General features: G+C 37.9%; 13 protein-coding genes. 6 read left to right on the plus strand and 7 right to left on the minus strand.

The annotated features are described in order from the left end of the window. Positions 1-281 precede the first annotated feature (281 nt). A complete protein-coding gene (locus tag JM84_RS15320) occupies positions 282-434 on the plus strand; it encodes a hypothetical protein (RefSeq protein ID WP_013751007.1) in 153 nt (50 codons plus the stop codon). A 267-nt stretch (positions 435-701) separates the two neighbouring features. Here JM84_RS15320 and JM84_RS00695 read toward each other — a convergent pair whose 3' ends face one another. From JM84_RS00695 to JM84_RS00710, 4 genes are all read right to left on the minus strand, one after another. After that, positions 702-1,448 carry a succinate dehydrogenase/fumarate reductase iron-sulfur subunit gene (locus tag JM84_RS00695; RefSeq protein ID WP_013751006.1) on the minus strand — a complete coding sequence of 249 codons (747 nt, stop codon included), beginning with the start codon at positions 1,446-1,448 and terminating at the stop codon, positions 702-704. Positions 1,449-1,455: 7 nt separating this feature from the next. Then, the gene (locus tag JM84_RS00700) at positions 1,456-3,468 is read right to left on the minus strand and encodes a fumarate reductase/succinate dehydrogenase flavoprotein subunit (RefSeq protein ID WP_144782286.1); all 2,013 of its coding nucleotides are present in this window, start codon (positions 3,466-3,468) and stop codon (positions 1,456-1,458) included. 12 nt (positions 3,469-3,480) lie between these two features. Further along, positions 3,481-4,149, minus strand: coding sequence for a succinate dehydrogenase cytochrome b subunit (locus tag JM84_RS00705; RefSeq protein ID WP_144782288.1), 669 nt, complete (start codon positions 4,147-4,149; stop codon positions 3,481-3,483). Between the two features lie 400 nt (positions 4,150-4,549). After that, positions 4,550-7,420 carry a WD40/YVTN/BNR-like repeat-containing protein gene (locus tag JM84_RS00710; protein ID WP_144782290.1) on the minus strand — a complete coding sequence of 957 codons (2,871 nt, stop codon included), beginning with the start codon at positions 7,418-7,420 and terminating at the stop codon, positions 4,550-4,552. A gap of 216 nt (positions 7,421-7,636) precedes the next feature. On the opposite strand from JM84_RS00710, the gene JM84_RS00715 reads away from it, so the two are divergent. Then, complete coding sequence (locus JM84_RS00715; protein WP_144782292.1) at positions 7,637-8,929, plus strand: aminopeptidase P family protein; 1,293 nt, start codon at positions 7,637-7,639, stop codon at positions 8,927-8,929. A gap of 84 nt (positions 8,930-9,013) precedes the next feature. Here JM84_RS00715 and JM84_RS00720 read toward each other — a convergent pair whose 3' ends face one another. Further along, a complete protein-coding gene (locus JM84_RS00720; RefSeq protein WP_144782294.1) occupies positions 9,014-10,339 on the minus strand; it encodes an aspartate kinase in 1,326 nt (441 codons plus the stop codon). A gap of 99 nt (positions 10,340-10,438) precedes the next feature. Between JM84_RS00720 and JM84_RS00725 the strand changes: the two genes are divergently transcribed. Beyond that, entirely contained in the window at positions 10,439-11,095 is a 657-nt protein-coding gene (locus JM84_RS00725; protein ID WP_108877166.1) for a hypothetical protein, read from the plus strand. Here the strand turns inward: JM84_RS00725 and brnQ are convergent. Next, positions 11,092-12,366, minus strand: a complete 1,275-nt coding sequence (gene brnQ, locus JM84_RS00730) for a branched-chain amino acid transport system II carrier protein (RefSeq protein ID WP_013750998.1) — start codon at positions 12,364-12,366, stop codon at positions 11,092-11,094. The genes JM84_RS00725 and brnQ overlap by 4 nt on opposite strands. A 35-nt stretch (positions 12,367-12,401) precedes the next feature. Here brnQ and JM84_RS00735 point away from each other — a divergent pair, with 35 nt between their 5' ends. After that, a complete protein-coding gene (locus tag JM84_RS00735) occupies positions 12,402-13,220 on the plus strand; it encodes an alpha/beta fold hydrolase (protein ID WP_144782296.1) in 819 nt (272 codons plus the stop codon). 128 nt (positions 13,221-13,348) lie between these two features. After that, a complete protein-coding gene (locus JM84_RS00740) occupies positions 13,349-13,603 on the plus strand; it encodes a hypothetical protein (protein WP_013750996.1) in 255 nt (84 codons plus the stop codon). Here the strand turns inward: JM84_RS00740 and thiL are convergent. Further along, positions 13,600-14,652 (minus strand): thiamine-phosphate kinase, encoded by a 1,053-nt coding sequence (thiL, locus tag JM84_RS00745; RefSeq protein WP_013750995.1) that lies wholly within the window; start codon positions 14,650-14,652, stop codon positions 13,600-13,602. The two genes, JM84_RS00740 and thiL, sit on opposite strands and share 4 nt — an antisense overlap. A 267-nt stretch (positions 14,653-14,919) precedes the next feature. On the opposite strand from thiL, the gene JM84_RS00750 reads away from it, so the two are divergent. Further along, entirely contained in the window at positions 14,920-15,141 is a 222-nt protein-coding gene (locus tag JM84_RS00750) for a hypothetical protein (protein WP_013750994.1), read from the plus strand. Positions 15,142-15,153: the final 12 nt, after the last annotated feature.

Here is a 15,153-nt window from a genome sequence, read left to right on the forward strand (position 1 = left end):
GTATCACTTATGTGTACGAAAATGCCAGAAACGTTATTTGTTTCTGGCATTTTTTATTTGTGATGTAGTTACGCTTTCGCGAAAATGTAATTATGTATTGCAAAAGACTTTATCGAATGATTTTAAGCTTGTTTGTTAGTAAAGTATTATTTAGTCAGGTAACACCTTAAAAGTAGCCTAAAGCGTTAAAGCTTACTAAAAACGTCTGTTAATCTTACTTAAGACAAAATGAAATAGCAGCAGTAATCCTTAATATTATAATCTAACCAAAAATTAATAACATGGCAGATATAGTTAAGGACGAAAAAGATCCTACAGATGAGTATTTACTTCAAGATAATAAGAAGACACGCTTTGGAGCGACTTTTATAATTATAACATTAGTAATCCTAATAATTGCAGTGGTAGCAACCTACTTTGCATTAGGATTATAATATTTTTAAACCGAAATCTTAAGGTATAAACGCGATTGCTATAAGAACACACACGATAATGATGATTGTAATTTTCATAATTATTATTTTGAGGATTTATACCTAGCAAATATGCACATCATTTATTAAAAAATAGCGGGGTATTTACCCCCAATCCTATCGCAATCCAACCTTATCAACAAGAATTTAAAACACGAAAAAGCCCGAATTCCATGTGGAATTTGGGCTTTTTATTATCTATAACTTTTTCGCGAAAGCGAATATAAATTATCCTTTTAGTGAAGCAGAAAGGTACTCACGGTTCATACGTGCGATGTTCTCTAAAGATATTCCTTTAGGACACTCAACCTCACAAGCACCGGTGTTTGTACAGTTACCGAAACCTTCCTCGTCCATTTGCTTTACCATGTTAAGAACACGAGTAGTTGCCTCTACCTCTCCTTGCGGAAGTAATGCAAACTGACTCACCTTAGCTCCTACAAATAGCATAGCACTAGAGTTTTTACAACTTGCAACACAAGCTCCACAACCGATACATGTAGCCGCTGCAAAAGCGTCATCTGCATTTTCCTTTTCAATAGGAATCGAGTTTGCATCTTGTGTATTACCAGAAGTATTAACAGATATAAATCCTCCTGCATGCTGTATACGGTCAAAAGCAGAGCGATCTACCATAAGATCTTTTATCACTGGGAATCCCGCAGCTCTAAAAGGCTCTATAGTAATTGTATCTCCATCCTTAAATTTACGCATGTGTAACTGACACGTTGTTACAAGTCTATCTGGACCGTGTGCTTCACCGTTGATAAACATAGAACATGAACCACAAATACCCTCACGACAATCATGATCAAATGTTACGGGTTCATCTCCTTCACTGATGAGCTTATTATTAAGCACATCCATCATTTCTAAGAAAGACATATCACCATCGATACCATCGATTGGGTACGTTACTATGCTTCCTTTAGCTGTGGCGTTTTTCTGGCGCCATACCTTTAGCGTTAGTTTCATCGTCTTCTTATTTATAGCTTCTTTGTTTTAACTCAATATTCTCAAAAATCAATTCTTCTTTATGTAGAACTGCGTCTTTAGGCGCACCTTTATGCTCCCAAGCAGATACAAAAGTATAATTCTCGTCATCACGTAGTGCCTCACCTTTTTGAGGACCATCTAGCTCTACAGACTCTTCTCTAAAGTGCCCACCAGCAGATTCGTTACGAGTTAATGCATCCTTTGCAAATAACTCACCTAGCTCCAAGAAATCCGCTACACGAAGTGCTTTTGCAAGTTCTTCGTTAAATTCATTCTGTCCTCCAGGTACACGCACTTCTTTATAGAAATCATTACGTAGTTCTGCAATTTCATCAATGGCACTCTGTAGGTCTGTCGCATTACGGGACATACCACACTTGTTCCACATGATTTTACCTAACTTCTTGTGGAAGTAGTCTACAGATTTTGTTCCGTTGTTATTTACTAAAGCATCTACTTGCTTGCGTACGTTTTGCTCTGCTTCTTCAAATTCTGGAGTATCTGTTGATATAGGTCCTGTACGTATATCATGAGATAAGTAGTCACCTATTGTATATGGTAATACAAAGTATCCATCTGCAAGACCTTGCATAAGCGCCGAAGCTCCTAAACGGTTTGCACCGTGATCTGAGAAGTTTGCTTCTCCTATCGCATATAATCCCTCTACAGAAGTCTGTAAGTTATAATCTACCCATAATCCTCCCATTGTGTAATGTACCGCTGGGTAAATCATCATAGGTGTTTTGTAAGGGTTTTGATCTACAATCTTCTCGTACATCTGGAATAAATTTCCATATTTATTACGTACTACCTCTGTTCCTAATGCTGTTACGACTGCTTTATCATTTGCATCTTTATGCTGTACATACGCTTGTTCTTTACCGTAACGCTCGATTGCGCTTGCAAAGTCCAAGTATACTGCTTCTCCAGTTTTGTTTACTCCAAAACCTGCATCACAACGCTCTTTTGCAGCTCTTGATGCTACATCACGTGGCACTAGGTTACCAAAGGCTGGGTAGCGACGCTCTAGATAATAATCTCTCTCGTCTTCGCTAAGCTCTGTAGGCTTCTTCTTCCCTTCGCGTATTGCAATCGCATCTTCTTTTTTCTTAGGCACCCAAATACGGCCATCATTACGTAGTGATTCAGACATAAGTGTTAACTTAGACTGGTGATCACCAGAAACCGGTATACATGTAGGGTGTATTTGCGTATAACAAGGGTTTGCAAAATAAGCACCTCGTTTGTGAGCTTTCCAAGCTGCCGTTACGTTTGAGCCCATTGCGTTTGTAGAAAGGTAAAATACGTTTCCATATCCTCCCGTTCCTAGTACAACCGCGTGTGCAGAGTGACGTTCTATTTCTCCTGTAACAAGGTTACGAGTGATAATACCACGAGCTTTACCGTCTACCTTAACGACATCTAGCATCTCGTGACGGTTATACATTTTTATCTTACCACGACCTATCTGACGATTCATAGCAGAGTATGCTCCTAGTAGTAATTGTTGTCCTGTTTGTCCTTTTGCATAAAAAGTACGACTTACAAGTACACCACCAAAAGAACGGTTATCTAGCAACCCACCATAATCACGTGCAAAAGGAACCCCTTGTGCTACACACTGATCAATAATGTTTGTAGAAACCTCAGCAAGACGATAAACGTTTGCCTCACGTGAGCGGTAATCACCACCTTTTACCGTATCATAAAATAAACGGTAGGTAGAGTCACCATCTCCTTGGTAGTTTTTGGCTGCGTTAATACCTCCTTGTGCTGCAATAGAGTGCGCACGACGTGGAGAATCTTGAAAGCAAAAAGCCTTTACGTTATAGCCTAGTTCTGCAAGCGTTGCTGCTGCAGATCCCCCGGCAAGACCTGTACCTACAACAATTACATCAATAAGACGTTTGTTTGCAGGATTTACAAGGTTAATTTCATTTTTATAATTAGTCCACTTATCAGCTAGTGGTCCTTGAGGTATTTTAGAATCTAATGCCATAGCTTTATTTTTTTAGTGAGGAATTTGATTAAAGTGCAGGTATACTGCAATTATTATAAATCCTACAGGTATTGTAATTGCCCAAACTTTAGCAAACTTTGAAAGTCCAGCAGAGTATTTATTATTAAATCCTACAGACTGGAATGTTGATGCAAATCCGTGCCATAAGTGAAGTGCTAGTAATACAAAAGAAATCACATATAGTATTACACGTACAGGGCTTTCAAATTTGTGAACAGTCTCTGCATAATATCTTGTAGGATCTTCTGGATGCGTCTCTACATACTTATGAATCATTTCTGGAATCCAGAAATCATAAAAGTGAAGTCCTAAGAAGGCAAGCACTACAAGCCCAGATAGGATCATATTACGTGATGTCCAAGGTGCATTTGCACTTCCTTTATACTGCGCATATCCTACTGGACGTGCTTTTCTATTTTGTAGTTCTAACACAAACCCCATAACAAAGTGAAAAACCACTCCGAAAATAAGAATAGGTTGCAATCCATATTGTACTACTGGGTTCGTACCCATAAAATGCGACCACGCATTAAATGTATCTGGCGCAATAACCGCTGTACTGTTAATTACAAAGTGCTGTGTTAAAAAGACAACTAGAAAAAGACCTGATAGCGCCATGGCTACCTTTCGGCCAATCGAAGATTTTAATAATCCGCTCATTTAATTTTTGGTTTGGAATAATCTCTACAAAAATACGGCGCAAACGTTGTTTTGGCAACTATACAAGGAAAGCATTGTTATTATTTAGAATGATTATAAGAAAAATCACAACTATGTTGAACACTAAAAGGTAGACATTGCAAAAACTTCATTTTACGTTCAACATTTTCAATATTATTGAAAACTTTTAAGAGAGATTTATAATTTTTCACACTTTCGCGAAAGCGTAATTTGAACCTAAAACACTATTGTAAACCATCATACTGTGACTACTCAATTACATAAAGTCAGATGTTAAACTATTAAGCATTAAATCATCACCTAGACACTTAGTGGTATTCAAGAGCAAAAAACCCTGTACGATGTGTACAGGGTTTTAATAAGCATTTTGTCTAAAGATTTATTTAATCTCTAAGGTAGTTTGCGCTGCATTACTATTGCCTCCACCACCATCAAGGGAAACTGTATAAGTCCCTTTGGGGAGGTAATACTTACCACTTTTGGCTTTTTGTATATCTAATGAAGAATTTGCCTTCTCAAGTATCTTCTTTCCTTTTTCTGTTATAGAAAGGTCGTAATTAAACACATTAAGTCCCGCCGAAGGTACTAACGATACTCTTTGCACTTCTTTTCCCTCTGCTTCTTTAATAACTATAGCGTATTTACCTGCATTACTTGTGTAGTAATTGATTACAACATTTGGCTCGTTTGGCTCAGACCAGCTGCTCCAACTATTACCCCATCTCCCGCTTGATCTTACACTAGCTATGTCAAATATTTGAGCATTTACACCTGCATCCACTTGCTGTATAGGTGTTAGATCTGCTCTATAGATACTTCGGCCGTGCGTTCCTAGCAATAAGTGATTTGCCTTTTTCTGGATTTTCATATCATGAACTGCTACTGCTGGTAGCGGCGCAGTGGTTTTATCTGATACCGCTTTCGCGAAAGCGTTATAACTTTCACCACCATTCATACTAACATAAGCACCATTATCTGTACCTACATAAATGATATTTTCTTTACTAGGATCTTCGATGATCACATTTACAGGCGATATAGGAATCCCTGCCGAAATATTTTTCCATGTTTGTCCGTAATTATCAGAAACATAGATATATGTTGCAAAATCATCCCAGCGATATCCATTTAAGGTAGCATACACTCGCTCCTTCTTATGCTCTGAGGCAACAATGCGAGATACCCACAAATCTTTAGGTAAGGAATTGCTTATCACTTGCCAGTCGCTACCACCATTTTTTGTAACAGCAATCTTGCCATCATCACTTCCTGTGTATATCAAACCAAATTGAAAAGGAGACTCAGAAACTGTAGTAAGGGTTCCATAAGCAACATTACCAGGCTTGCCACCATGCGTAAGGTCTGGGCTTATTGCAGTCCAGCTATCGCCTTGATCCATAGACCTCATAAGTTTATTACCTCCTAGATATAAAATATCTTGGTTATGAGAACTCAGCAAAATAGGCGTTTGCCAGTTAAAACGATATGGCTTCTCACCTAAGGTATGCTTTATATCAAATCGCTTGTTTTCTCCAGTCTCGCGATTAATCCTAAAGTAGTTGCCAAACTGAAATCCTGTGTACACAATATTTGCATCACGACTATCTACTTGTACTTGCATACCGTCACCACCCATGATACTTTCCCAAGGGTACTGACCGCTTTGCAACCAGCCTCTACTTTCTTGTGCAGTGCTAGGAGCTACCCACACACCATTATCTTGTAATCCTCCATATATATTATAAGGCTCCTCATTATCTACTTGAATAAAGTAAAACTGACCAACCGATGGATCATTTGCTTTTATCCAGCTAGCACCATCATCGTATGAAATATTAATACCTCCATCGTTTCCATTAATAAGATGATTTTCATTTTTAGGATTAATCCACAGCGCGTGATGATCCGAGTGCACGTTAGGAGCATTGATACTCGCAAATGTCTTTCCTCCATCCTTAGACTTCACAATAGGCACACCGTAAATGTAAATATCTTGAGCATCTGATGGATTTACATTAATCTCCCCAAAATAATACCCGTAGCTATAATATAAATCATCTATATAGCCTTTGTGAGTTTTTTTCCATGTGGCCCCACCATCATTAGATCTATACACCTCTGCCCCTACTACAGGCGTATCAAACATTTGTGTATTTGCAGTTTCTAAGTACGTGGCAAGATCTACTGGCTGTACATCTCCTTGACGTACCATAGATTTTACGTTTGCAGCACGATATTTTTCTTGAAAACCATTGCGCTTTAGGTAATCATCTAGTTTCTTGTCATCAAGAGCTAGTAGTGCCTCTTTAGACATTGTTTTAAAATCGTCTTTTTCTAACTTATTTGAAGATGATTTTTTTCCCTCGCCCTCACGTCGAAATTGGCTATCATGCACAGCATACACCGTATTCTCGTCATACACCGCAATACCTATTCTACCCACACCATCACCAGATGGAAAATTAGTAAGTTGTTGCCAAGTATCTCCACCATCTGTACTCTTATAGATTCCAGATCCAGCGCCCGCTCCTTCAAAGTTCCACGCTTTGCGATCCTTTTGCCATGCCGAGGCATACATCAAATTAAAATTTGTAGGATCATTATCTATATCTATAATTCCCGTTTTATTATCAATAAACAAGGTTTTCTTCCATGTCTTACCGCCATCTGTTGTTTTATAAACTCCGCGCTCTTCATTATCTGAATATAGATGACCCAATGCTCCTACGACAACCTCATCTGGATTAGACGGGTTTATTAAAATACGCCCTATGTGATGACTATCTATAAGTCCCATATTTTGCCATGTCGCTCCTTTATCTGTAGATTTTAATAACCCGATACCCGCATAACTAGATCTAGAGGCGTTATTCTCTCCCGTACCTACCCATATGGTTCCGCTTTTCCAGTCTACGGTCACTTCTCCTACGTTCTGCGTAGGTGCATTATCCATTACTGGTGTAAATGTGGTTCCATTATTATTAGTGTACCATAAACCACCACTTGCATAGCCTGCATAAAATTCTGAAGACATTTCTGGATTTACTGCAATATCTACAATACGACCACTCATTACCGAAGGCCCTATATTTTCAAAAGGGATATTTTTTACAATACTGTTACTAAGCGACTGCTCTTTTTGAAGCACTGCCTGTTCTTGTAATTGTATAGAGGTCGCTGGTTGTTGTGACTGCCCTTTTGTAAGTGCAAAAAAAACCGCACTCGAGGCAAGGAAATAACGTAATTTCATTTGGTTTGGATTTTATAAGGCAATGAAAATACGGAAAGGACTTATTTTAAGAAAACTTTTGGTTTTTGTTTAACACGTCATTACGAATAGTAGGCATTATTAAGGGAATAGATAGGAAGTATTGATAGCATGTTTCCGCGAAAGCGTATCCAAATTTGTACTTTTACAATAGTAGATTAAAGAATAATAGATACACCCGCATAAAAAGTCACAATTATGAAATACGACTTAATAGACAACACCCTTTTTATAAAAAACCGCAAAAACTTTATGGCGCAAATGAAACCTAAGAGTCTTGCTGTTTTTAATAGTAATGACACTTACCCAGTAAGCGCAGACTCTACTCTTCCTTTTGAGCAACATCGTGATATTTTTTATTTAAGCGGCGTTGATCAAGAAGAGTCTATCCTTGTTTTATTTCCAGACTGTCCAAAAGAGCAATATCGTGAGATCCTTTTCTTAACAGAAACTAACGATCACATCGCAGTTTGGGAAGGAGAAAAACTTACAAAGGAAAAAGCATTAGAAACTTCAGGAATCAAAACAGTTTTTTGGCTTCAAGACTTAGAGAAAGTGTTTGCAGAGCTTATGACGTATGCAGATACTGTATATGTAAACACTAATGAACACTATCGCCAGTCTGTAGCACTTGAGACTAGAGAAGATCGTTTTACAAAATGGTGGAAAGCAAAATATCCAGCGCACAGTGTTGCAAAAAGTAACCCAATCCTACAGCGCTTACGTTCTGTAAAAGATCCTATCGAGTTAGATCTAATGCAGAAGGCTTGTGATATTACTAATAAAGGTTTCCGTCGCGTGCTTGGGTTTGTAAAACCTGGAGTTTGGGAGTATGAGATTGAAGCAGAGTACATGCATGAATTCTTACGCAATCGCTCTAAGAAGTTTGCATACACACCAATCATAGCTTCTGGTAATAGCGCAAACGTACTTCACTACATTGAAAACAACAATCAGTGTAAAGATGGAGAACTTATATTAATGGATGTAGGAGCAGAGTATGCAAACTACTCAAGTGACATGACAAGAACCATTCCTGTTAATGGAAGGTTTACAGACAGACAAAAAGATGTTTATAACGCAGTATTACGCGTAAAGGATGACGCTACAAAAATGTTAGTACCTGGCACTATGTGGGAACAATATCACGTAGAAGTGGGTAAACTGATGACTTCTGAGTTACTAGGCCTAGGGTTACTTGACAAAGCAGATGTGCAGAATGAGAATCCAGACTGGCCTGCTTATAAGAAGTATTTTATGCACGGTACTTCTCACCATATTGGACTTGATACTCATGATTACGGATTGCTACATGAACCTATGCAAGCCAACAATGTGTTTACTGTAGAGCCTGGAATATACATTCCTAAAGAAGGTTTTGGGATACGTCTAGAGGATGATCTAGTCATCCAAGAAAATGGAGCTCCTGTAAATCTTATGGGTGACATTCCTATCACAGTTGAGGAGATTGAAGATCTTATGAATAAATAAAATAAGTACGCTTTCGCGAAAGCTATCAAACTATAAAAGCCCGTTTTCACATTGAAAACGGGCTTTTATAGTTATAAGAACTTCTTAGTTTGCTACAGGAAGAGAAAATACATAACGCTGTAATAGCTCTAGAGCACTACGTTTATCCTCCGTTGCGACTAGCAATGATATGTTATGATCACTTCCTCCGTAAGAAATCATGCGCACTTGCACGTCTTGGAGCACTTGGAATAACTTGTGTGTATCTGCATGGCGATTTACCTCATTACCTACAAGACAGATAATAGTCTGATTTTTATCTACCACCACTTGCGCAAATTGTAACAACTCTGCTTGTATAGCATCAAGATGTGTTGTGTCATCAATCGTGAGTGACACCGCAATTTCTGAAGTGGTAATCATATCTATGGAAGTCTCATAGCGCTGGAAGATTGCAAATACTTTACTTAAAAATCCATGTGCTAGTAGCATCTTACTAGATTTTATTTTCAGTGCTGTAATCCCATCTTTGGCAGCGATTGCTTTTATCCCTTCCCCTTCTGATCTATGAGTTATTACTGTTCCAGGAGCATCTGGCTCCATCGTATTTTTAAGTCTTAACGGTATACGATCCTCACGTAGCGGCTGCACTGTTTGAGGATGCAAAATTTTGGCTCCAAAATAAGCCAACTCTGCCGCCTCATCATAACAGAGTGCACTAATCGCTTTTGTTTTTTCAACTTCTCTAGGGTCATTATTGTGAAAGCCATCTATGTCTGTCCAGATTTGCACCTCACTTGCCTGTATTGCAGCCCCTATTATAGTTGCTGTATAATCACTTCCTCCACGTTGTAAGTTTGAAATCTGACCATAATAATTACGGCATATAAAACCTTGGGTGATATACACCACACTATCATCAGTCTGCTCAATTACTCGACGTAAGTTTTGCGCGATGTAAAATTGATCTGGCTCATGCTCTTTATCAATTCGCATGAATTCTAGCGCAGGTAACAAGACAGCTTTAAGCCCTTCTTGCTCTAGAAAATTACAAAATATAAAAGTAGAAAGTAATTCTCCTTGCGCTACAATTGCCTCGGCTTTTTGATCACTAAAATCTTCAGATGAAAGTCGTTCTATCTCTGCAAAAATCTCATCCACATATCCTATTACAAGAGGCTTTAACCTTTTATCTGTAATCAAGTGCTCCACTACATCGTCATATCTAGACTGCAGGCTGCTACGTAGCTGGTTTGCTTCTGCAAGATTTGAAGCTCTTGCGGCATTTGCGATTTGGACTAAGGCATTAGTAGTACCAGACATTGCAGAAAGCACTACTATTTTAGGAGTTGGCGTGTCAATAATATGTCTTACTGAAATCATATTTTCTATAGACCCAACGGAGGTACCCCCAAATTTTAAAACTTGCATACGTGATATTTTTAAACAAAAGTATTTCAGAGTTAGATTACCACCACATAAATGAAGAAAATAGACTAATTTTGAACAAAATGTTAACTATATAACGATTTGAATACTATATCCGACTGCGTATCAGAGATTATCGCACAGCAACCTTACCTAGAAGAGGCATTATCACAGAAGATTATTAATTATGCGGCTCTCGCTGAGAACCTTAACCCTCAAGTCTCACAGCTCCTTAAGAAACCTGTAAAAGATGGAGCTATCTTAATGGCGTTGCGTCGTTATGCATCACCTACAGATACGCAGAAGTCGCTGCGCTTAAAGGAGGTACTTAGTACGCTAGGTGATATCACAGTACGTTCTAAGCTTATTGTGTTTACCTTTCAAAATTCTGGTACACTTATCCAGAATCATGCTCAGATATTAAGCACTATTGCTACAAACACACAGGTGTTTTATACGTTTACACGTGGTATTCATGAAAGCACGCTCATAAGCTCTTCTAGTGAGGAGGAGAACATTCGTAATCATTTTGAGACAGAAAGTATTCTTGGATTCCAAGGCAACTTATCGGCTATAAGCATAAGACTTCCACAGGGGAACACTGCTGTTGCAGGTTTATACTACCAGATATTTAAGCGTTTGGCTTGGGAGGGTATATCATTGCAAGAGGTGATTTCTACCACAAATGAATTTATTATCCTAGTAGAAGACCACCTTGTTGATCGTGCGTTTTCTACTATTAAGAAGTTACAGTCTTAGATGGTACGCTTTCGCGAAAGCGTAATAGCACTCACCATTATATAAGTCACCACAGCAGGTAATAACCAACCTAAACTTACGGTGCCTAGCGGAATCATTTCCTGCAGCACTTTCATCTGGTCACCAAAACCTACAGAGGCCCAAAAATCTGGTGCGCTAAAGAGTATAGTAGCAATTACTACTGCTCTAAACACAACTGGTGCCGTCCACCTTCTAGGCATTGCGTTAAGTAATATTAACACGATAGTGATAGGGTAAATAAACATAAGTGCTGGTACAGCAACTATAATGATAGAATTTACATCTAGTTGCCCCATTACAACACCAAGTATGGCTCCTAGAATTGCTGTGATGGTATAAGCTACTTGCGAGTTCCCTAGGATTCCTTTTACAAAATCTGCAGTTCCTGTTACGATTCCTACGGCTGTAGTAAAACAAGCTAAACTCACTAAAACAGCAAGCACCTTTGTCCCTATCACTCCTAGTGTATCTGTACTTAGAAGGTTGAGAAGTGCCGTACGATCTGTCATCTCTATACCGCCACTTCTTAGAGCACCTAGATAGATAAGTCCTCCATATATTAGTAACAATCCTATACCTGCAATGATTCCTGCTCTAGTTAATAAACGTTGCTTTGCTCTACTGGAGCCCTCTTTAAAACCAAGAGAAATCACGATCACTCCTCCTACAACCACTCCACCTATGGCATCAAAAGTTTGATAACCTTCTAAGATTCCGCTAGTGAGCGTACTATCAAAAATTGATGCACGCATAGGCTCATACTCTCCAAATATCCCAATACCAATCACCAATGCCAAAATAATGAGAATAGCAGGAGTAAGATATTTACCTACTAGATCCATCATCTTAGATCTATTAAGCACAAATAACAGGACTAATCCAAAGTATATCGTACTCCACAGCCAACTAGAAATTTCAAAATAGGGAGCAATTGCCATCTCATAAGTCACAGAGGCAGTACGCGGGCCTGGCAATGCGATAGAAATAGCATAAACAACAATTGTATATAGAAGCGCAAAGAGTGGTGAAACTTTTTTTGCAAAATCAATCAACGTTCCTTGCAGTCTTGCATGGCCGTAAATTGCAAGAATAGGCACTACCACCGCCGAAATAAGAAAACCTGCCAGCACAAATAACCAAGAGCTCCCGGCATTATAACCTAGAAAGGATGGCAAGATTAAGTTACCTGCACCGAAAAAAAGAGAAAATAAAGCAAAGGCTGTGATGAAGGTTTGTTTGGTCATTCTCATAGGTTGCGTGATATTTGCCCTCCAATATAGAACTAATGACTATTAACCACAAAGGTGCTTCCATATTTTATACAGATCAAGGAAAAGGAACACCCGTAATCTTACTACACGGATTCTTAGAAAATCACATGATGTGGGATCATTTCCTTAGCGTTTTGTGTGATCACCACCGCGTCATCTGCATTGACTTATTAGGCCATGGATTTTCAGAGTCTGTAGGTTATGTTCATAGTATGGAAGAAATGGCTGCTGCAGTTGCTGCTGTCGCAAATCAGCTAGCGCTTAAAAAAATTACGATAATAGGACACTCCATGGGAGGTTATGTGGGTATCGCTTTCGCGAAAGCGTATCCAGAATTTGTATCAAAATTATGTCTTCTTAACTCCACTCCAGAAGCAGATGACGAGGCTCGAAAAAAATTGAGATCACGGGCGAATGTGATGGCAAAAAAACAATATGAGCAACTTGTAAGAATGTCATTTATAAATCTTTTTGACAAAAAAGCAAGTACAAGTCATACGGCAGAAATAAACGATGCTCTTAAACAAGCGCTTAATACACCTGTGCAAGGATATATTGCTGCAAATTCTGGAATGAAAGATAGACCAGACAGTTCTGAGTTTTGGAAAACAACCTCTATAACAACTGGAATGATTTTAGGTAATTCTGATTTGCTCATTGATGCAGAAACTCATAAAATAAGTTATAAGAAGTCTACAAATTTCTTTTCTATCATAGAAAGCGGACATATGTCACATATTACTAATGCTACAGAGACTATTAATAATATACTTGACTTTCTATCTGCCTCAGGATCATCTAGCATATCAAAAGCTAGTTATCAAGCTTCTTAGATGTTGAAAATAATTTTTAACGTTGATTATATCTCAAATTAAAATGTTAAAATTTTAAGTATTTAATCGGTAAATTTGTGTATTTCATAGATGATTCCTTTATTTGTGTATCCCAAATCAACCCCTGAATGAAAACAATCAACCTTAAATCAGAAAAACAAAGTATCAACCCACTCACTACTGTAGGCTGTAAATTATTTGGACATAAGTATAGAATTACAAAGCGTTACGAGTCCAATCTGAAAGAATTTGAATGCTCACAGTGTAAAAAACAATACACGTTAGATGGATATGGTCATTACACACCATTGACACCTAAGTTACGTCGTATTAATGAGGTATACGAAGAGTTTTACACGCGCAAACTCGCTCGTACCTCTTAATCTTCTTTTTGAAGTGCATTCCATCCACGAGCAACTAATGGTATTTTAGTATTTGCTCGTGTGATGAGGTGTATACCTTCTTTCTCTTCTGTCATATGACCTATAATAGAAAAATTAGGGTTTGCTTTTATTTTTGGAAAGTCATCTTGACTAATTGTAAATAAAAGCTCATAATCCTCTCCTCCGCTTAATGCTATAGTAGTACTATCTAGTTCAAACTCCTCACAACTACTTATAACTTGAGGATCAAGCGGGATTTTATCTTCATATAGATTACATCCTACACCAGAATTTTTACATATATGCAGTACTTCTGATGATAGTCCGTCACTTACATCAATCATTGATGTAGGCTGTACTTCTAGAGATTCTAGAATTCCCTTAACATCTTTACGTGCTTCTGGTTTAAGTTGGCGTTCAATAAGGTAACTATACTGCTCAAGATCTGGCTGGCTGTTAGGATTTACTTTAAAAACTGCCTTCTCTCTCTCTAGGATTTGTAAACCCATATATGCTGCACCTATATCTCCTGTTACCACAAGTAAATCTCCAGCTTTGGCAGTAGATCTCTTTGCAATTTTTTTAGGTGCTGCGTGGCCTATTGCCGTTACACTTATTACTAAACCTACATTAGACGATGTAGTATCCCCACCTATAAGATCCACTTTATAGTTAGTACATGCAGTTTGAATGCCTGCATATAATTCTTCTAGTGCCTCTAGTGGGAAACGATTTGAAACCGCGATTGAAACTGTAATCTGAGTAGCCTCTGCATTCATAGCGTACACGTCAGATAGATTTGCCATCACTGATTTATATCCTAAATGTTTTAATGGCACGTAACTTAAATCAAAATGTACACCCTCTACAAGAAGGTCTGTAGTAACAATAACCTGACTCTTAGGAAACTTCAACACTGCAGCATCATCACCCACGCTAACTACCGTGCTTTTATGATGGATTTTAAAGTGCTTTGTTAAGTGGTCAATAAGACCAAATTCTCCTAATTCTGATAGCGAAGTGCGCTCTTGATTTTTATCTTCTAACATAGGTGCAAAGATACTTAAACATCTTCTTTTATTACTTTCAAAATAGGATAGCTAGTTTTAGAAAAAATTGAAATACTTCCTCCCAATTCAACTTAAACAGAATTAAAGATCTCCTTCATTGTTTAGATTTAAGAGAGAAAAAAGAGCAAAAACTAGTAAATTATAAGCAAATCAGCCATATTTTCATAAAGTATTCTTAAAAGCCAGCTATTGCGTTGGTTAGTCAAAATTGTTTAAGTAATTTAACCTAAAATTAAACAATTTACTATGGACCTCTTACAACAAGCAGAAGTATATGAAAATAGAACGATGAGTCATATGTCTACTAGTGATCGAGTAGCAGCATCACGTGAAGGCAAAAAATTGATTCTTGCTATTAATGAAATATACAAGAAAACAAAAGACAGTAAACTCATGGACGTTATGAAACGTCTTACTGTTAAAAAGAAAAAAATTGAAAAACGTATTAAGGGCAGATTAGCCGCATAATACCTTAACCAT

This window comes from Dokdonia sp. Hel_I_63 (genome assembly GCF_007827285.1).
Lineage (GTDB): Bacteria > Bacteroidota > Bacteroidia > Flavobacteriales > Flavobacteriaceae > Dokdonia.